The organism is Sphingomonas sp. FG14, assembly GCF_057809675.1.
The window spans coordinates 46,325-62,907 of record NZ_JBMDKK010000001.1 but is presented as its reverse complement, the minus strand read 5'-3'; the positions used below and the strand labels follow the sequence as shown (position 1 = coordinate 62,907).

17 protein-coding genes are annotated in these 16,583 nt (G+C 63.0%); 6 read left to right on the top strand and 11 right to left on the bottom strand.

Translation table 11 applies throughout. The features are described 5' to 3' along the window. Positions 1 to 31: 31 nt before the first annotated feature. Together ACODTA_RS00290 and ACODTA_RS00285 are read left to right on the top strand one after the other, a co-directional pair. Entirely contained in the window at positions 32 to 1,186 is a 1,155-nt protein-coding gene (locus ACODTA_RS00290) for a GNAT family N-acetyltransferase (RefSeq protein WP_489063671.1), read from the top strand. Further along, positions 1,183 to 2,046, top strand: coding sequence for a cupin-like domain-containing protein (locus ACODTA_RS00285; protein ID WP_489063669.1), 864 nt, complete (start codon positions 1,183 to 1,185; stop codon positions 2,044 to 2,046). Before ACODTA_RS00290 ends, ACODTA_RS00285 begins: the two co-directional genes overlap by 4 nt. A gap of 252 nt (positions 2,047 to 2,298) precedes the next feature. Here ACODTA_RS00285 and catB read toward each other — a convergent pair whose 3' ends face one another. The 7 genes from catB to ACODTA_RS00250 all read right to left on the bottom strand — a co-directional run bounded on the left by catB (position 2,299) and on the right by ACODTA_RS00250 (position 8,502). Next, positions 2,299 to 2,931 (bottom strand): type B chloramphenicol O-acetyltransferase, encoded by a 633-nt coding sequence (gene catB / locus ACODTA_RS00280; RefSeq protein WP_489063667.1) that lies wholly within the window; start codon positions 2,929 to 2,931, stop codon positions 2,299 to 2,301. A gap of 224 nt (positions 2,932 to 3,155) precedes the next feature. Continuing rightward, positions 3,156 to 3,560: a hypothetical protein gene (locus ACODTA_RS00275; protein ID WP_489063665.1), complete on the bottom strand. Its 405-nt coding sequence runs from the start codon at positions 3,558 to 3,560 to the stop codon at positions 3,156 to 3,158. 98 nt (positions 3,561 to 3,658) lie between these two features. Further along, entirely contained in the window at positions 3,659 to 4,636 is a 978-nt protein-coding gene (locus ACODTA_RS00270) for a DUF6607 family protein (RefSeq protein ID WP_489063663.1), read from the bottom strand. A 31-nt stretch (positions 4,637 to 4,667) separates the two neighbouring features. Then, complete coding sequence (locus tag ACODTA_RS00265) at positions 4,668 to 6,866, bottom strand: TonB-dependent hemoglobin/transferrin/lactoferrin family receptor (RefSeq protein WP_489063661.1); 2,199 nt, start codon at positions 6,864 to 6,866, stop codon at positions 4,668 to 4,670. A gap of 156 nt (positions 6,867 to 7,022) precedes the next feature. Then, positions 7,023 to 7,664, bottom strand: a complete 642-nt coding sequence (locus ACODTA_RS00260; protein ID WP_489063659.1) for a lysoplasmalogenase family protein — start codon at positions 7,662 to 7,664, stop codon at positions 7,023 to 7,025. A 5-nt stretch (positions 7,665 to 7,669) separates the two neighbouring features. Next, on the bottom strand, positions 7,670 to 8,059 hold the full coding sequence (locus ACODTA_RS00255) for a VOC family protein (protein ID WP_489063657.1): 390 nt from the start codon (positions 8,057 to 8,059) through the stop codon (positions 7,670 to 7,672). A gap of 11 nt (positions 8,060 to 8,070) precedes the next feature. Then, entirely contained in the window at positions 8,071 to 8,502 is a 432-nt protein-coding gene (locus ACODTA_RS00250; protein ID WP_489063655.1) for a DUF488 domain-containing protein, read from the bottom strand. 47 nt (positions 8,503 to 8,549) lie between these two features. Between ACODTA_RS00250 and trmFO the strand changes: the two genes are divergently transcribed. After that, a complete protein-coding gene (gene trmFO, locus ACODTA_RS00245; protein ID WP_489063654.1) occupies positions 8,550 to 9,947 on the top strand; it encodes a methylenetetrahydrofolate--tRNA-(uracil(54)-C(5))-methyltransferase (FADH(2)-oxidizing) TrmFO in 1,398 nt (465 codons plus the stop codon). Here trmFO and ACODTA_RS00240 read toward each other — a convergent pair. Both ACODTA_RS00240 and ACODTA_RS00235 read right to left on the bottom strand, forming a co-directional pair. Beyond that, positions 9,889 to 10,362 carry an EF-hand domain-containing protein gene (locus tag ACODTA_RS00240; protein ID WP_489063653.1) on the bottom strand — a complete coding sequence of 158 codons (474 nt, stop codon included), beginning with the start codon at positions 10,360 to 10,362 and terminating at the stop codon, positions 9,889 to 9,891. The two genes, trmFO and ACODTA_RS00240, sit on opposite strands and share 59 nt — an antisense overlap. 61 nt (positions 10,363 to 10,423) lie before the next feature. Beyond that, positions 10,424 to 11,086 carry a squalene/phytoene synthase family protein gene (locus ACODTA_RS00235; protein ID WP_489063652.1) on the bottom strand — a complete coding sequence of 221 codons (663 nt, stop codon included), beginning with the start codon at positions 11,084 to 11,086 and terminating at the stop codon, positions 10,424 to 10,426. Positions 11,087 to 11,188: 102 nt separating this feature from the next. Between ACODTA_RS00235 and ACODTA_RS00230 the strand changes: the two genes are divergently transcribed. Genes ACODTA_RS00230 through ACODTA_RS00220 form a run of 3 tightly spaced genes read left to right on the top strand, consistent with a single transcriptional unit; the run spans position 11,189 to position 13,976 of the window. After that, positions 11,189 to 12,733: a TadE/TadG family type IV pilus assembly protein gene (locus tag ACODTA_RS00230; protein ID WP_489063651.1), complete on the top strand. Its 1,545-nt coding sequence runs from the start codon at positions 11,189 to 11,191 to the stop codon at positions 12,731 to 12,733. Beyond that, positions 12,730 to 13,320 (top strand): TadE/TadG family type IV pilus assembly protein, encoded by a 591-nt coding sequence (locus tag ACODTA_RS00225; protein WP_489063650.1) that lies wholly within the window; start codon positions 12,730 to 12,732, stop codon positions 13,318 to 13,320. Before ACODTA_RS00230 ends, ACODTA_RS00225 begins: the two co-directional genes overlap by 4 nt. Next, positions 13,317 to 13,976 carry a pilus assembly protein gene (locus tag ACODTA_RS00220; RefSeq protein WP_489063648.1) on the top strand — a complete coding sequence of 220 codons (660 nt, stop codon included), beginning with the start codon at positions 13,317 to 13,319 and terminating at the stop codon, positions 13,974 to 13,976. Before ACODTA_RS00225 ends, ACODTA_RS00220 begins: the two co-directional genes overlap by 4 nt. Before the next feature lie 93 nt (positions 13,977 to 14,069). Here the strand turns inward: ACODTA_RS00220 and ACODTA_RS00215 are convergent, their stop codons facing one another. After that, positions 14,070 to 15,479, bottom strand: a complete 1,410-nt coding sequence (locus ACODTA_RS00215) for a pyruvate dehydrogenase complex E1 component subunit beta (RefSeq protein WP_489063646.1) — start codon at positions 15,477 to 15,479, stop codon at positions 14,070 to 14,072. Further along, complete coding sequence (pdhA, locus tag ACODTA_RS00210; protein ID WP_489063645.1) at positions 15,479 to 16,540, bottom strand: pyruvate dehydrogenase (acetyl-transferring) E1 component subunit alpha; 1,062 nt, start codon at positions 16,538 to 16,540, stop codon at positions 15,479 to 15,481. The genes ACODTA_RS00215 and pdhA overlap by 1 nt, the downstream gene beginning before the upstream one ends. Between the last annotated feature and the right edge of the window lie 43 nt (positions 16,541 to 16,583).

Genomic DNA, 16,583 nt, shown 5'->3' with positions numbered 1-16,583 from the left:
CCGCATGGGCGTAGAGCCCGGAATCCCCGCCATGACACGGGGAGCGCCCGCCGGCCCGGCGCCGGCGGCGATGTTGCTCACGCCCGACGCGCTCGATCCTGCGCTGGTGACGAGTTGGCGCGATCTGGTGCGCCATGCAGCCGAACCCAACAGCTTCCTGGAACCCTGGTTCCTGCTGCCAAGCCTGACGCATCTTTCCGATGGCGCGGACATCCGCATCGCCGTCGTCACCACGGGCCGGATGATGACTGCGCTGATGCCCGTCGTGATCGCGCCGCGCTATGGCCGGATGCCCGCGCCCCATGTCGAAAACTGGGTCCATGGCCAGAGCTTCCTGGGGACGCCATTGCTGCGCGCCGGGCACGAGACCGAGGCTGCGGCGGCGCTGATCGGCCTATTCGACGGCCATGACTGGGCGCGTGGCTTCGTCCATATCACCCATATCGCCGAGCACGGCCCCGTGCACCGTGGTTTCGTCGCCGCCGCGCAGGCGCGCGGGCGCCCCTGCGATACCGTCCACTATCGCGCACGCGCGCTGCTCGAAAGCGATCTCGACGCCGATGCTTATATCGAGCGCGCGATCCGCGGCAAGAAACGCAAGGAATTCCGCCGCCTCGCGAACCGCCTGGGCGAGCTTGGCAAGGTCGAGACGCGCATATGTGGTCAGTCCGACGATCCCGCCGCCTGGGCCGCCGATTTCCTCCGACTGGAAAGCGCGGGCTGGAAAGGCAGCGACGGCGAGGCGCTGGCCAATGCCGATGCCACGCGCGGCTTTTTCGAGGAGGTGATCCGGGGCGCCGCCGATGCGCGCGCGCTCGACATGCTGCGGCTGGACTTGGACGGGCGCGCGATCGCCATGCTCGTCAATTTCCAGGCCCAGCCAGGCAGCTTCTCCTACAAGATCGCCTATGACGAGGAGTTTTCGCGCTTCTCCCCCGGCGTGCTGATCGAGCTCGACAATATCGCGCGCGTGCTGGGCTCCGACACGATCGGCTGGATGGACAGTTGCGCCGCCGAAGGCCATCCGATGATCGACCGGCTCTGGACCGAACGGCGATCGATCGTCCGTATCACCCTGCCACTGTCGGGCATGGCCCGCCGCGTTGAATTCAAACTCTGCCGCGTCGCCGAAAACGCGTCGTCGACGCTTCGTACCCTGCTTGCCGACCGGAAAGGCGCGACATGACCGATATCCTCGCTTTCGACGACGCATCGCGCGACGCGCTTGCCGCCGCCTATCCCGAAACGCCCGCGATCGTGCCCCACCGGTTGCTCGCCCATCCGCTGCTGACGCTGGAATCGCTGGCCGAACTCGGTGCGCGCCTGCCCGCTAAAAGCGTCGAATATAACAGCGGCACGCTGCCGATCGGCGTCGATCCCGCAGCCACGCCAGGCAACGGCCTGGGCATCGAGGAGACGATCCGTTCGATCGAGCAAAACGGATCGTGGATGGTGCTCAAGAATGTCGAGCAGGATCCAGGCTATGCCGCGCTGCTGAACGGCGCGCTGGCGGAGATCGTGCCCGTGATCGATCCTGTCACCGGGCCGATGGACAAGCTTGAAGCCTTCATCTTCGTCTCGTCACCCAATGCGGTCACACCCTTCCATTTCGATCCCGAACACAACATCCTGCTGCAGATCCGTGGCAGCAAGACGATGACGGTCTTTCCCGCCGATGACGCCGAACTCGCCAGCCACTATGCCCATGAGGCCTTTCATCGCGGCGAGCATCATCGCAACCTGCCCTGGCAAGAGGCGTTCGCGGCCAAGGGCAAGGCCTTCACGCTGGCGCCAGGCGATGCGATCCATGTGCCTGTAAAGGCCCCGCATTGGGTGCAGAACGGACCGGACGTGTCGATATCCCTGTCGGTCACCTGGCGATCGGACTGGAGCCTGGAAGAGGCGGACGCGCGCCTCGCCAATCATTATCTGCGCAAGCTGGGCCTCGATCCCAGCGCGCCCGGCCGCTTCCCTCAGCGCAACCGCACAAAGGCGATCGCACACCGCGCCTATGCCAAGGCGGTGCGGACGATCAAAGGCGCCTGAGCCGCTTTATCGATTGCGATTTTCCTTTGCCTGACGCCTGGCTCGGCGCGCTTCTCGCCCGGTCTTGCAGGGCGGTTCGGCGGACGGAGGCGGATTTCGCCGCTTGCGTGAGGGCACCAGATCTTCCCCGCCAAATAACGATAGAATATCCGTAAACACATCGCCCGATCATAAACCGGCTTTATCGGCGATCGTGCGAAACGAGAACGCAGGATGGAGAGCGGACGAATCCGCTCTCCCGATTGACCGAAGTCAGCGGCGGATCGATCGACGCCAATGGCTGTGCAGAGCCACGATATCGTCGCTTGTCAGCAACGACATCGCCGTGCTGAGCGCCGCTTCGGACCAGTGCCACCACTCCATCTCCAGCAACATCGCGATGCGGGCATCGTCGAAGCGTTTGCGGATCGGCCTGGCCGGATTGCCGCCGACAATCACATAGGGTTCAACGTCGCGCGTCACCAGCGCCCGTGTCCCGATAACCGCGCCGTCTCCGATATGGATGCCGGGCAGGATCACCGCTTCCGATCCGATCCAGACATCATGTCCGATCACCGTATCGCCCGCAGGCAGATAACCATTCTCCGCGCCCGCGAACTCGGGTGCATCGGGGTAGAAGTGGAACGGAAAGGTGCTGATCCAGTCGTGCCGATGCCCCTGATTGCCCGCCATGATGAAAGCCGCGCCCGAACCGATCGAGCAGAAGTTGCCGATGATCAGCTTGTCCGCATTCGCATCGGGCAGCAGGTAGCGGGCGCAGTCGTCGAAACCGTGCCCGTGATAATAGCCCGAATAATAGCTGTAGCGGCCGACAATGACATTGGGATGCGTCACTTGCCGGCAAAGCGGGATGCCCTTGAACGGGCTTTCGAAATAATTGGTCATGAAAGCTCTCTGCATGGCGGCTTCGCACCAGTTCGCCGAGGCCGCCGAGATAAAAAGGGATCGCAGCCGAACGACGACGAAAGCCGTTCAGCCCGATGTTCCTCACGTCAGTCGCGTGGGAACGCCATGCAGATGATACACGGAGCGCTTTTCATGCCGCCGTCGATATCCCCAGCCAGACAAGGCTGGCAAGCCCTGCTGGGAATGCCAAGGATTCCCATCGCTCACTGGTGGGATATCAGCCTTTCCATCACGCTCCGCAGCCGGCCGCTCGCAGGCATCGCGGGTTCGGCCGGCGCGAGATCGGGAAACAGCGGCAATTCGTCGGCCGGTTTCTCGGCCATGCCGATCTGATGCGCGGCGCTGATCGTGATCCATTCGATCGCCCAGTCATGCCGCAGCGCAGGCCCTCTCGATCCCCCGATATGCGTGAGCCCAGCACCTGCCACCGACACCTCGAAGCGACAATCCTCACCATCCAGCACACCCTCGACAAGCGTGCCGTCCGACAGCGCGAGCGTGAAGCGCGTTTCCGCGCCCGACATCGCAGAATGCGGTATCGTCAGAATAGTCTCGATGCTCCCGGACACGTGGAGCAACTCCCGCTCGCGATGGATCTGGATCGACATTCTGGCTCCGGCTTTCCCGAATCGGGCGGAAGCCGAGCATAATCACCCACACACCTGTTCTCAATATGTTCCAAATCGATAAGGCGAAGCCTTGCCGATCAGCCCGCCGTCGCGGCGATGATAGCGGCACGCGCCTCGGTGACGGCCGCTGCGACACTCTTCTCGCCCTTGGCGATCTCGTCGGCCAGCTTCATCAGCTTCGGACCGGTGACCGATCCGTTCTCCGGCTCCTCCTGCACGGTAACGCCGTCATGCGCCGTGATCGCCGCATCCCAGGCGGCACGCACCGCCGCCCAATAAGTCTTGGTCTTCGCCCAATAGTCGTCAGCCTTGGCGATCTGAAAACCAGTGTCTTTGTCGTAGCTGTTGATCACGGTCTCCTGCACCACGGCCGACAGCGATCCTCCGCGCGACGCCAGCTTCATGTTATCCTGGGTATGCACCCAGCCGTCGGGCGTCAGCGCATGGCGATTGACGCCGAGATAGCGATCATAGACCGGCTTGCGCACGGCATCGCGGCGCGCGAGCGGCCGCCAGGTCTCCGCGCTGGTCCAGCGGGGCGCGCCCAGATCGTGCCGCCAGCGCCCCACTCCGCCATAACGCGGGGAATCGTCGGTCTGCCAAACGGTCTGCGACCATGCGCCCTTGCGTTGCGCTTCCGGTACCGGCTTCAGCTTCCAATGACCGGCGCCCTCATATTCGAGCAGGGTCGCCGGCTCATAGGTCCAGTCCTGCCGCCAATGCTTGACGAGGAAGACCTCGCCCTCATGGCTCACCACCAGGATGTGCTGAAGGCGGATCACCCGGCCGGTGTCCTCGACGACACGGACAACTTCGAACCCGCCGGATGTCTTCGGATCGATCGGCCTGTAATCGGCGCTCCATGGCACGGTCTCGCGGAAATCGAAATTGACGTGGAAGGTGCCGGCCATGCCGAGAATGGCATTGCGGTCCGCCTCGAAATCGCTCTGCACTGCAGCCTGCGCCGCGCGCTGCGCCTGTGCGGTCGGTGCAAAACTGATGACTTGAAGCGCCGCCATGCCCGCAAGCGCGAGGCGTACGATCGAATGTTTCATGATTGTCCCTCTCGTTTCGGTCGAAGCTCGATCAGAAGCGCGCGGTCAGCGAGACGCTGATATTGCGGCCCGGCTGGGTGTAGGCGTCAGTCACCGTGCTGCTCGCCGCCAGCCCGCGCACGTCGCTCCACCACGCATATTTTTCGTTCAGGATGTTGAAGATGCCCGCGCGCAGCGTGAACGCTTCGGCCACGCGAACAAAGGCGGTGGCGTCCAGGATGGTGAAGTCCCCGGGGCGGTAATTGCCAGCCGCCGCTCGGCTTTCCTCCTTGCGCGCCGAATGCGTCATGATGAGCTGGCCTCCGAAACGGTTGGCGGGGTCACGCCAGCCGATGCCCGCAACCAGCTTGAGCGGATCAATGCTCTGGAGCGGGGCACGCACAGTGCCGCGGAAACTGTCACCCTTGGCGTAGGAAACGGCGAGCTGGCCGAACAGGCCGCTGTCACCATGCACTTCCAGCTTGCCTTCGATCCCCTCGATCTTCACGCGCGCCAGATTGACATATTGATAGATGGTCGGATTGGCGCCGACCGGGCTCACCGTTTCCTGGCTGATGAAATTGCGGAAACGGCCGCTGAAGCCGGTGATCCCCGCCAGCACATGATCGCTGGCGAAACGCACGCCGCCCTCGATCGACTTGCTCGTCTCAGGCTTGAGGTCCGGATTGGGGATGGTGCGATAGGCACCGAAGGGCGAGGTCAGGTTTTCGAAGAACTGGTTGACCTGGCTTGGCGCCGGCGCCTTGAAACCATGGGCATAGTTGGCGAACAGACTGGCTCCGCCCCCAAATTTCGCGACCGCACCGATCTTGGGCGACAGCCGCGATCCGTTCTGCTTGGCCGCCGCGAACGTCGGTAGCAGCGCATCGTCCTTGGGGCTCAGATCATAATAGTCGAAGCGGATCGCCGGATAGAGAGTGAATCGGCCGTCCGCGATCTCGACCCGATCTGACAGATAAGCGCCCGCCAGCGTGAAATCGGTGACCGGGAATGCGCGGGTCGGGAAGGTTTCGGGCGCGGTCGGCACCGTACCGCTCCGCAACCCCTTCTGTCGCGTGACCGAAGCGTCAGCGCCCCATGCCAGTTCGTGCGAGATCGTACCGGTATCGAAGCCGCTGCGGAAATCGGCCGCCGCGCCGATAACGCGGTTCTCGAAGATGTTGAGCCGGGTGCGATCCGCCGCGGTATTGCGATCCTCGGCGATGAACTGCCGGTTCTCGCCATCCTGCCAATAAGCGGTGACCTGCGCGAAATCGATCGTGCCCTCGCCATCGTAGCGCCAGTCAATCGCAGCGCGATTGCGTGAAACGGTATCGTGCGCCTGCAGATCGATCACCGCCGTGGCCGCGAGCGTCGCGGGCGGCGTCGGCGGTGGTGCGACGCCACTCAGCACATTCGTGTCGACCGCCGATTTCTGATATTCGCCGGTCAGGCGGATGCGGCTGTTCGGGCCGGTTTCGTAAACGATCTTGCCCAGCAGCGCGTCCGATGTCGTATCCTGTGGATTGGGCGCGGTCCGCCGTGAATCGGGCGACCGGTTGATCCCCATATTGTCGAGCTCATGGCCGTCGCGGCGCGTATAGGCGAGCATGGCCGACCAGCGACCGCTGCGTCCGGCGAGGATCGCGGTCTCGCTGAACTCCTCGTCGGCACTGTCATAGGATGCGCGCACCCGGCCACCGAAACTCCGCCCTTCCCCGATCAGATCGGCGGGATCGCTGGTGGTGAAGCTGATCGCGCCCGCCAGGCCGTCACTGCCGTAGAGTGCCGAAGCGGGACCGCGCAGTATCTCGACCGACTTGACGAGCCCCAGATCCACATAGCCGCCGCGCCCGGCGGCCTGCGCGCCGAACTCGAATCCGTCGGGCACGCGCACGCCATCGACCTGGATCAGTACGCGGTTGCCGTCGAGACCGCGGATATTGAAGCTCGATGCGCCATCGCGCCCGGTAACGCCGAGCGCCGCGCCGAACCGGCTGGGCGACTGGCGAACGCTGACGCCGGGTTCGAAGCGGACCAGGTCCTTGATATCCGACGCCATCTCGTCTGCGATCTGCTCGTCGGTCTTCACGGTCACCGTGGCGGGCACATCCTCCACCTTTTCGGGTGCGCGTGTGGCGATCACGGTGATCGCCGGTGCGCGCGCCGCGTCGTCATCACCGGGCGCCTGCGCCCAGGCGGGTGCGGCAAGTGCGCACGCGATCACGGCGGACAAGGAGTAATGGCGCATCGATCAACCCCTGAATTGATATTGATAGTGATTCTCGATAGCGCTGTAGGAGTGTAATGAGCCGCGCGTCAAGCGACCTCCGCGAACAGGCCACAAGGAAGCATCCCGGCCTGCGCGACCGGGACGAAAATTGCTGGAAACCGGGAAACCCGCGGCTCAGTCGGCGACGGATGCCTTCGGCGATCGGGCCACGCCGAGGAATATGAAGAGTTGGCCCAGATAATAGAGCAGCCAGATCGCGGCACCGATCCAGACCGCGCCCTCCAGCGGCCCCATGCGCGCGAAGATCAGCAGGTCGGAGATCAGGAACATCATCGCACCGATGCCGGTGCGCAACCGGGGAAAACGGCTCGCCCAGGCAGCGCCCGCCATCGCGGAGACGAACAGCGCGTAAAGCGCGATACCGCCCGCCTCTGTCCGATCAGCCGGCAAGCACCAGGCGATGAACGCCCCCAGCGGAACCACGGCCAACGCCAGCAGGCGCTGGCTGGCCGCCAGGGCAGGCCGGCGATCGAGGAGATAGAGCGTGATCGCCACGATATGCGCGGCCATGAACGCGATCGCTCCTACCGTAAGCCCGGCGATCTCAAGCAGAATGTCGCCAAGCGCCCCCATGGCCAGCATCAGCGCGAGCAGCCAGCCGTCCCGCCCGCGGGCCTCGACCACTGCCGCGACTGCGAGCAGCGCGACGCCCGCCCCCTTCCAGGCCGTACCGATATCGGACGACCATGAAAGGCCCAACACCGGAATATAGCTGAGGCCGAAAGCGATGCTGAGCGCGACCAGAAGGCGCGCCATGCCGCTCAGCCCGGCTTGTGGCACACCGCCTCCACATTGATCCCGTCGGGATCGAGCACGAACGCGGCATAATAATCGGGATGATAATGCGGCCTGAGCCCGGGCGCGCCATGATCGGTGCCACCGGCCGCGAGCGCCGCCGCATGAAATGCATCGACCATCGCGCGATCATCGACGGCAAAGGCTATGTGCGTCCCCTGCCCCACGGCTTCATTGTCACCGATCCAGAAAAAAGGCTTGCCGTCCGCGCCGTAACCGACAGCGGTTCCGCTGGACTCGGTCAGTTCAGGGCCGACCTCCATCAGTTCGGCGATGCCAAGCGGCGCCAGCGCCCTGGAATAGAAGAGCCGCGCCCGCGTCAAATCCGACACCGCGACACCGATATGATCGAGCATTGCGCTCCTCCTCAAACGTAAAGATCGACGATCTCGGCATCAGCGGCGATCGCCTGATGAAGCAATGTACGATGGCACATGCCCGGATCACGTTCGAAACACAGCAACGCGCTGGACTTATCGCGCGCCAGTTCGAGCATCTGTTCCGCCTGAACCATTGCTTCGGGCAGTTCGAGCTGGCCGGCATAGACGCGTTCCAGCCCGGCGCGATTGCCCTTGCGCGCCGCGTCGCGCCCCTCGGGCGGCGTGCCCAATGCCTTCAGGTGGACATACTCGATGCCGGCATCCTTCAATCCGGCGGCGAGCACATTCTTCGAAAAGCCCGGCTTGCGCGACAGCGGCACCGCGCGCACGTCGATGACGCGTTCGACGCCCGCCCCCTTGAGCGCAGCGATGAACTGATCCTGGGTGGCGCCTTCATAGCCGATTGTGAACAGCTTCATGGTCGCGAGCATAGCAAAGACGCATGCCCTGCCCTAGAGGCCAGTCGATGACTTACCAGATCCACATCATAGGCGGCGGCCTAGCCGGTTCCGAGGCTGCATGGCAGCTCGCCAATGCCGGCGTGAAAGTCCGGCTTTCCGAGATGCGCGGTGGCGGCGAGATGACGCCGGCGCACCAGACCGGCGGGCTCGCCGAACTCGTCTGTTCGAACAGCTTCCGCTCCGATGATGCGTCGAGCAACGCGGTCGGGCTGCTCCATGCCGAGATGCGGGTGCTCGGATCGCTGATCATGGCGCAGGCCGATATCCACAAGGTGCCCGCCGGATCCGCGCTCGCGGTCGATCGCGACGGTTTCTCCGCGGGCGTCACCGCCGCGCTGGAGGCGCATCCGAATATCGAGATCGTACGCGAACGGATCGATGCGCTGCCGATGGCCGGCACCACGATCGTCGCCACCGGTCCGCTCACCGCCGCGCGCCTGGCCGAGAGCATCGGCGTAGAGACCGGCGCGGATGCGCTCGCCTTTTTCGATGCGATCGCGCCCATCGTCCATCGAGACAGCATCGACATGGACATCTGCTGGATGGCAAGCCGCTGGGACAAGGTCGGCCCCGACGGCGACGGCAAGGATTATATCAACTGCCCGATGACCAAGGAACAGTACCTCGCCTTCCACCAGGGTCTGCTCGGCGGCGAAAAAACCGAATTCAAGGAATGGGAAAAGGACACCCCCTATTTCGAGGGCTGCATGCCGATCGAGGTGATGGCGGAGCGCGGACTCGACACGTTGCGTTTCGGCCCGATGAAACCCGTCGGACTCGACAATCCACGCACTGGCCGCTGGCCCTGGGCGGTGGTCCAGCTTCGCCAGGACAATGCGCTGGGCACATTGTGGAATATGGTCGGTTTTCAGACCAAGCTGAAACATGCCGAACAGGTGCGGTTGTTCCGCACCATTCCCGGCCTGGAGAAAGCGGAGTTCGCACGGCTCGGCGGACTTCACCGCAATACCTTCATCCAGTCGCCCAGGCTGCTGGACGGCGAATTACGACTGAAGAGCGCGCCGCATATCCGCTTCGCCGGACAGATCACCGGCTGCGAAGGTTATGTCGAATCCTCGGCGGTTGGCCTGCTGGCCGGCCGGTTCGCGTCCGCGGAGATATTGGGCGGCACGCTCGCCCCGCCTCCGCCGACCACGGCGCTCGGCGCCCTGCTCGGTCACATCACTGGTGGTGCGGCAATCGACGACTATCAGCCGATGAACGTCAATTTCGGACTTTTTCCGCCGCTGGAGCTGGAACGAAAGACGAAGAAAGCGGATCGCAAGCTGCTCTACACGAATCGTGCGCGCGCCGCGCTGGCCGAATGGATCGATACGGCGCTCGTCAGCTCTCCTCTTCTTCCGAGGCGGGTCGAGCTGGCGGACAATCCGGCTTCGGCTTGACCTTTCGCACGACCGCAGTCGTCGCGAACTCCGTTCGGTTCAGCTCACCCGATCGATCGGCATCGGCCTTGGCGAATTTCTCGCGCGTCTTGATCGACCATTCGTCGAAGGACAGTCGTCCGTCGCGATCGACGTCGAGCTTCGCGAATGCCTTGCGCCGGCTCGCGAAATATTCCTCGGCCACGATCTCCTCGTTCTTGTCCTTGTCGTAACGGTTGAAGCGCTTCTCCTCGCGGGTCTTTTCGCTTGCGGCCGGCGGCTGCGCCATCGCGTCACCCAGAATTGGGAGATCGAGCCCGCGCGCCGCGAGCTTGGGCGGTTGCGGCAGATCATCCTGCGGCCATCCCCGCCATAGCAGGAATCCGGCCCCCATCAGCAGCACCGCCGCAGCCACCCCCGCCAGGAACCGTCCCATCCCGCTCTCCCCCGTTTTTCCAAGATGAGCATGCTAACCCGCAGCAATTGTCGTGCAAGCCTCAGCGGCCGGTCAGCCGATGCCGAAGCATCGCGATCTGCCGGCCTGGCGAGCCTGGCCGGACTGGAGGCCCGCCGGCCCTTACGTCGCGCAAGGCCAGCGTCGCGATCATTCCAAGCGACCGTATCGCTTTTGGCCATGGTTTCGCGAACGAATTCTCCAGCAAGGGGGATGCCAGCGCCAATGCCCGCCGGCTCGTTTCAGCATCGGAGCAATGAAAAGCCAGATCGGCCAGCGCCCAGCCTTGTCCGGCAAGCTCCAGACCCGCGAACTCACCCGCACCGAGACAAGTGCCACCCGTACGAAACAGCCCCCCTCCACGCCCCGTCGCGAACGCCAGAAGCGCCGCCTCCTCGATCGGAAAGGGTTCAAGCAACTCGGCCCAACCTTCGGCCATGGCGGCAATATTATGACCCGACAGTCCGCTTGCCGCCAAATCCTGCAACAATGGTTCGGCGGGAGCATCAGCGTCACGCAGCGCTCCCAGCGCGTCCCGCCACCAGATCAAGCGCATCTCACCAATCAGGGGTTCGCGCGTGGTCCGCAGAATATCCGCCAATCGCCTGTCGAGTTCGAAGAGAAGCGAAAGATCACGACGTGCGGATATAGGGGCGTATTGCAACGCCAGGTCCAGTTCCACGGCTGCTCCATGCTCGATCATCATCGGCCCTATAAGGGCTTGTTTAATCTTTTGGACCTAAATCTGCTCCGATTCGATCACGCCAGTGGGTAGCGGCGAGGTGTTGATTGATGGGGTGGGGCGGAAATGTCGAAGGTTCGTGAGAAGATGACGGTGCGCTCAGCGCGCGGATTCCTGACACGCTTGGCGCGTGACAAGGCCGGCAACACCATGTTGATCATGGCTGGTGCGCTTGTCCCCATCGCCGGCATGATCGGCGGTGCCGTCGACTTGAGCCGCGCCTATCTGGTCCAAAGCCGCATGCAGCAGGCGTGCGATGCAGGCGCGCTGGCCGGCCGTAAATCCATGGCCGGCAATGTTCTGGCGACCGACGACAAGGACGAGGCATATCGCTTCTTCTTCTACAATTTCCCCAATGGAACCATGGGTTCCGGCCAGATCACGCAGGACAGCGGCACCGCGACCAATCGCGTCATAGCGACGAAGACCACCGACAATCAGCTCCAGATAGACGCGACCACCAGCGTGCCGACAACCCTGTTAAGGATCGTTGGCGTCAATGACATCAGGATCAACGTCACCTGCGAAGCTGAGGAATATTACGTCAATACGGACGTTATGTTCGTTCTCGACACGACCGGATCGATGAATTGCGCCATAGGTGCTGCACTGACATGCGCCGCGACCAGTGAGGCAAGCAATTCCAAGATGTCGAACATGAGGACGGCGATCAAGAAGCTCTATACCGACCTCATACCGGCGCGTGACGCTCTGACGGCGAAGAATCTTCGCCTCAGGATCGGATTTGTTCAATATTCGCAGAACGTGAATGTCGGCAAACTTCTCTACGCCAAGGACTCAACGTATATCAGGAACCCCTATCCCTACTATAATAGTTCGGGAACCCTGAAGACTGCCTATAACCATAGCGCAAGCTGGTTCACGTCCACTTGGGAAGGCTGTATCGAGGAACGCTCCACGACGACGGCGCTGACGGCGACGAGCACGACGATTCCCGCGGCTGCCTATGATCTCGACATGGAAACCATGCCCACCAACGACGCGACGCGTTGGGGGCCGGCCGACCCCGACCAGGAACAGTCCGAGGGCTCGTCATCGACCGCCAACGCCTGCCCGAAGCCGGCCAAGGCGCTTCAGGAATGGTCGACGCAAACTGCGTTCGACACTCATGTCAACACGATCACCAACGGCGTCGGCCGAACCCATCATGATGCGGGCATCATCTGGGGAACACGCATGATCTCGTCAGTCGGGATATTCGGCGCGGACAATCCGACGATGTACAACAACGTCAAGGTCGCGAAGACGATCGTCTTCATGACCGATGGCTATATCGACATCGCTCCCGATTATTACACCAACTATAGCGTGCCCGACACTGCCGGGCGCACGGCTGCGAAGACCGCGACCGAGGCGCAACTCGAAGCGATCCACGAGCGCCGGTTCACCTTGATGTGCAGTCGCGCGAAGGAACTCGGCATCGATATATGGGTCGTCGCGATCCTGCCAAGCGGTTCGACCATTTCGACCGCGATGCAGAATTGCGCGACCACCACCAGCCAGGCGATCACCGTCGGCAATTCGACCGATCTCACCGCCGCCTTCAAGCGGATCTCGGACAAGGTCGGCAATCTCAGGCTGGGCCAATGATACGAAAGTTGCGCCTTGCCAGGCTGCGGCGTGACCGGAAGGGAGCGACCGTCGTCGAGTTCGCGATCCTGCTCGCACCGATGCTCGTCCTGGTCATGGGCGCGCTCGATATCGCCTATCAGCTTTACGCGACCGCCATGCTGCAAGGCACGATTCACAAGGCATCACGCCGCGCTTCGCTCGAAGGCGCGAACCAGACCGCGATCGATGCGTTCGTTCGCAGCAGCCTCAGTTCGATCGCGACCGCAAGCAACATCAGCATCAGCGCCGTCAGCTATCGCGAGTTTTCCGGCGTCGGCAATCCCGAGAAGATCGTCACCGACACGGCGCCGATCGGGACGATCAATTCGGGTGATTGCTGGATCGATGCCAACAGCAATGGCCTTTACGACTCCCAGCAGGGCGGCACCGGCCTCGGTGGAGCCGAGGATGTGGTCAGCTACACCGTCACGATGAAATACAACCGGCTCACCCCGATCTCGAACTGGCTCGGATGGGGCAATCTCGTAACGATTACACGCGCGACGTCGCTGCAGAACGAGCCATATGCGGGCGTGATCGATCCGCCGAAGGTCTGCAAACCATGAGAGTTCCTGTCAGATCGGCCACCACATTCCTCAAGCGCCTGCTCGGCGATCGCAAGGCGGTCGCCTATATGGAATTCGCCTATACGATGCCGCCGGTCCTGCTTCTGTTCCTTGGCGGGGGCGAACTGGCCAATCTGGCGATCACCCATTCGCGGCTGAGCCAATTGGCGCATATGACGGCCGACAATGCCGCACGCGTCCGCAATCGGATGGACGAAGTCGACGTCAACGAGATCTTCACCGGCACACGCCTTGCGGGCGGGTCGATCAACCTGATGCAAAACGGGCGCGTGATCCTGTCCTCGGTTGAGGATAATGACGCCACGACCACCAATACGCAGGATCAGGTGATCATGTGGCAGCGCTGCAAGGGGCTGAAACAGGTCACCTCGAGTTATGGAACCGAAGGCCAGGTCCTGTCCCAGGCCATTGGTTCGGACGGCCGCCGCATCCAGGCGAAGCCCGGCGAGCCGGTCGTCTTCGTGGAAATCCAATATGATTATCAACCGCTGATCGGACGTGGCTTTTTCGGCGTGCAGACGATCAGCTACACCTCCGCCTATATCGTACGCGACCGCCCCGAAGGATCCATGCAGAATGGATCGAACCTGTCGAGCGGCCAGAAGGCGACCTGCGGCACCTACAGCGCGACCTAAGGCCGGACCGGAAACAGCGTGATCTCGAGCCGTCACGCGGCTCGAGATCACATCATTCCGGTTCTTGAGCCACCAGCAAGAGCCCCCGGGGGCTCAGCGATAGCAGACCTGCTTTGCTGCCTTCACCACGCGCCCTGCATCGACCAGCGCCAGCTTTTCGAGATTGGCGGCGTAAGGCAGCGGCACGTCCTCATTGGTGACGCGCAGCACCGGCGCATCGAGATCGTCGAAGCCCTGCTCCATCGCCACCGCGATAATCTCGCTGGAGATCGAGCAGACCGGCCAGCCTTCCTCGACCACCACCATGCGGTTGGTCTTCTTGAGGCTCGCGAGCACCGTCGCGGTGTCGAGCGGACGCAGCGTGCGCAGATCGATCACTTCCGCGTCGATCCCCTCGCCCGTCAGCGTTTCCGCCGCTTCGAGCGCGACGCCAACGCCGATCGAATAGCTGACCAGCGTCACATCCTTGCCCTCACGCACGATGCGCGCCTTGCCGATCGGCAGGACATAATCGTCGAGCTTCGGCACCTCGAAGCTGCGGCCATAGAGCAGTTCGTTCTCAAGGAAGACGACGGGATCTTCCGAGCGGATCGCCGCCTTGAGCAGTCCCTTGGCGTCTGCCGCGTCATAGGGCGCGATCACGATCAGGCCGGGGATCGCCGCATACCAGGGGCCATAATTCTGACTGTGCTGCGCGGCGACGCGCGAAGCCGCGCCATTGGGGCCGCGAAACACGATCGGGCACCGCATCTGCCCGCCCGACATGTAATTGGTCTTGGCAGCCGAATTGATGATGTGGTCGATCGCCTGCATCGCGAAATTGAAGGTCATGAACTCGACGATCGGCTTGAGGCCGGCCATCGCCGCGCCTGTGCCGACGCCGGCAAAGCCATATTCGGTGATCGGCGTATCGATGACGCGCCGTGCGCCGAATTCTTCCAGCAGCCCCTGGGTGACCTTGTAGGCGCCCTGATATTCGGCGACTTCCTCACCCATCACGAAGATGCGATCGTCGGCGCGCATCTCTTCCGCCATCGCGTCGCGCAGCGCTTCGCGCACCGTGGTCTTGACCATCTCGGTGCCCGCCGGAATGTCCGGATCCGACACGCTGGCACGAACCTCGCCCGCGAGCTTGGATGTGCCGGATTCGGCCTTTTTGGGCTTTTCCTCACCTTCGCTGCCAACCGGCTCCTCGGCGGCCGGTTCAGGCGACGCGACCGGGGCGGGCGCAGCCTTGGCGGCCGGTGACGAAGCATCTTCCCCCTCGCCCGCGATCATCGCGATCACGGTGCCGACCTTCACGCCCTCGCTGCCCTCGGGCACCAGGATTTTCGCGATCGTGCCTTCGTCGACCGCCTCGAATTCCATCGTCGCCTTGTCGGTTTCGATCTCGGCCAGGATGTCGCCCGATTTGACGGCGTCACCTTCCTTGACGAGCCATTTGGCAAGCGTGCCCTCCTCCATCGTCGGGGAAAGCGCGGGCATCTTGAGTTCGATCGCCATCAGTAAGTATCCACCAGCACGTCCGTGTAGAGTTCCGCCGCTTCCGGCTCGGGCGAGGTTTCGGCGAAGTCAGCCGCCTCCGCCACGATCTTGCGGATCTCCTTGTCGATATCCTTCAGCGCATCCTCGGAAACGCCGAGCGCCTCCAGTTCCTTCTTGGCGTGCTCGATCGGGTCGGACTTGTCGCGCACTGCCTGCACTTCCTCGCGAGAGCGATATTTGGCGGGATCGGACATGGAATGGCCGCGATAGCGATAGGTCTTCAGTTCCAGCAGCACCGGCCCCTTGCCTTCGCGCACCCATTTAACGGCGGTTTCAGCGGCGCCACGCACCGCGAGCACATCCATGCCGTCAACCTGGATGCCGGGAATCCGGAAGCTTTCGCCCCGGCGATAGAGTTGGTCTTCGGCCGAAGAGCGATTGACGCTGGTGCCCATCGCATACTGGTTGTTCTCGATCACGAAGATGATCGGCAGCTTCCACAGTTCGGCCATGTTGAAGCTTTCGTACACCTGGCCCTGATTGGCGGCGCCATCGCCGAAATAGGCCATCGCCACGCCTCCATCGCCGGCATATTTGTGCTTGAAGGCAAGACCGGTGCCCAACGACACCTGCGCGCCGACGATGCCGTGGCCGCCATAGAATTTATGCTCGACCGAGAACATGTGCATCGAGCCGCCCTTGCCACGACTGATCCCGGCCTCGCGGCCCGTCAACTCAGCCATGATCACCTTCGGATCGATGCCATAGGCGAGCATATGGCCGTGATCGCGATAGCCGGTGATCACACTGTCCTTGCCCACTTCGAGCGCGGACTGGAGACCGACGGCTACGGCTTCCTGGCCGATATAGAGGTGGCAGAAGCCGCCGATGAGGCCAAGGCCGTAAAGCTGGCCGGCCTTTTCCTCGAAGCGGCGGATCAACAACATCTCACGATAAAATTCGAGCAATTCGTCCTTGCTCGCCTCGTAGCGCGCCGGTTCTTCGGGACGCTCCCGATTGGCCGGCGGCGGCGCGCTCGTCGCGCCCTTGCCGGATTTCGCTGTCGATGTTCTTGCCAACTCATCACCCTGGGGAAGGAGGAACGGTGTGAGCCGGTCTATA

Coding starts and splice junctions, on each gene's coding strand:
- ACODTA_RS00290 (WP_489063671.1), top strand. CDS start 32: ATGACACGGGGAGCGCCCGCCGGCCCGGCGCCGGCGGCGATGTTGCTC.
- ACODTA_RS00285 (WP_489063669.1), top strand. CDS start 1,183: ATGACCGATATCCTCGCTTTCGACGACGCATCGCGCGACGCGCTTGCC.
- catB (WP_489063667.1), bottom strand. CDS start 2,931: ATGACCAATTATTTCGAAAGCCCGTTCAAGGGCATCCCGCTTTGCCGG.
- ACODTA_RS00275 (WP_489063665.1), bottom strand. CDS start 3,560: ATGTCGATCCAGATCCATCGCGAGCGGGAGTTGCTCCACGTGTCCGGG.
- ACODTA_RS00270 (WP_489063663.1), bottom strand. CDS start 4,636: ATGAAACATTCGATCGTACGCCTCGCGCTTGCGGGCATGGCGGCGCTT.
- ACODTA_RS00265 (WP_489063661.1), bottom strand. CDS start 6,866: ATGCGCCATTACTCCTTGTCCGCCGTGATCGCGTGCGCACTTGCCGCA.
- ACODTA_RS00260 (WP_489063659.1), bottom strand. CDS start 7,664: ATGGCGCGCCTTCTGGTCGCGCTCAGCATCGCTTTCGGCCTCAGCTAT.
- ACODTA_RS00255 (WP_489063657.1), bottom strand. CDS start 8,059: ATGCTCGATCATATCGGTGTCGCGGTGTCGGATTTGACGCGGGCGCGG.
- ACODTA_RS00250 (WP_489063655.1), bottom strand. CDS start 8,502: ATGAAGCTGTTCACAATCGGCTATGAAGGCGCCACCCAGGATCAGTTC.
- trmFO (WP_489063654.1), top strand. CDS start 8,550: ATGACTTACCAGATCCACATCATAGGCGGCGGCCTAGCCGGTTCCGAG.
- ACODTA_RS00240 (WP_489063653.1), bottom strand. CDS start 10,362: ATGGGACGGTTCCTGGCGGGGGTGGCTGCGGCGGTGCTGCTGATGGGG.
- ACODTA_RS00235 (WP_489063652.1), bottom strand. CDS start 11,086: ATGATGATCGAGCATGGAGCAGCCGTGGAACTGGACCTGGCGTTGCAA.
- ACODTA_RS00230 (WP_489063651.1), top strand. CDS start 11,189: ATGTCGAAGGTTCGTGAGAAGATGACGGTGCGCTCAGCGCGCGGATTC.
- ACODTA_RS00225 (WP_489063650.1), top strand. CDS start 12,730: ATGATACGAAAGTTGCGCCTTGCCAGGCTGCGGCGTGACCGGAAGGGA.
- ACODTA_RS00220 (WP_489063648.1), top strand. CDS start 13,317: ATGAGAGTTCCTGTCAGATCGGCCACCACATTCCTCAAGCGCCTGCTC.
- ACODTA_RS00215 (WP_489063646.1), bottom strand. CDS start 15,479: ATGGCGATCGAACTCAAGATGCCCGCGCTTTCCCCGACGATGGAGGAG.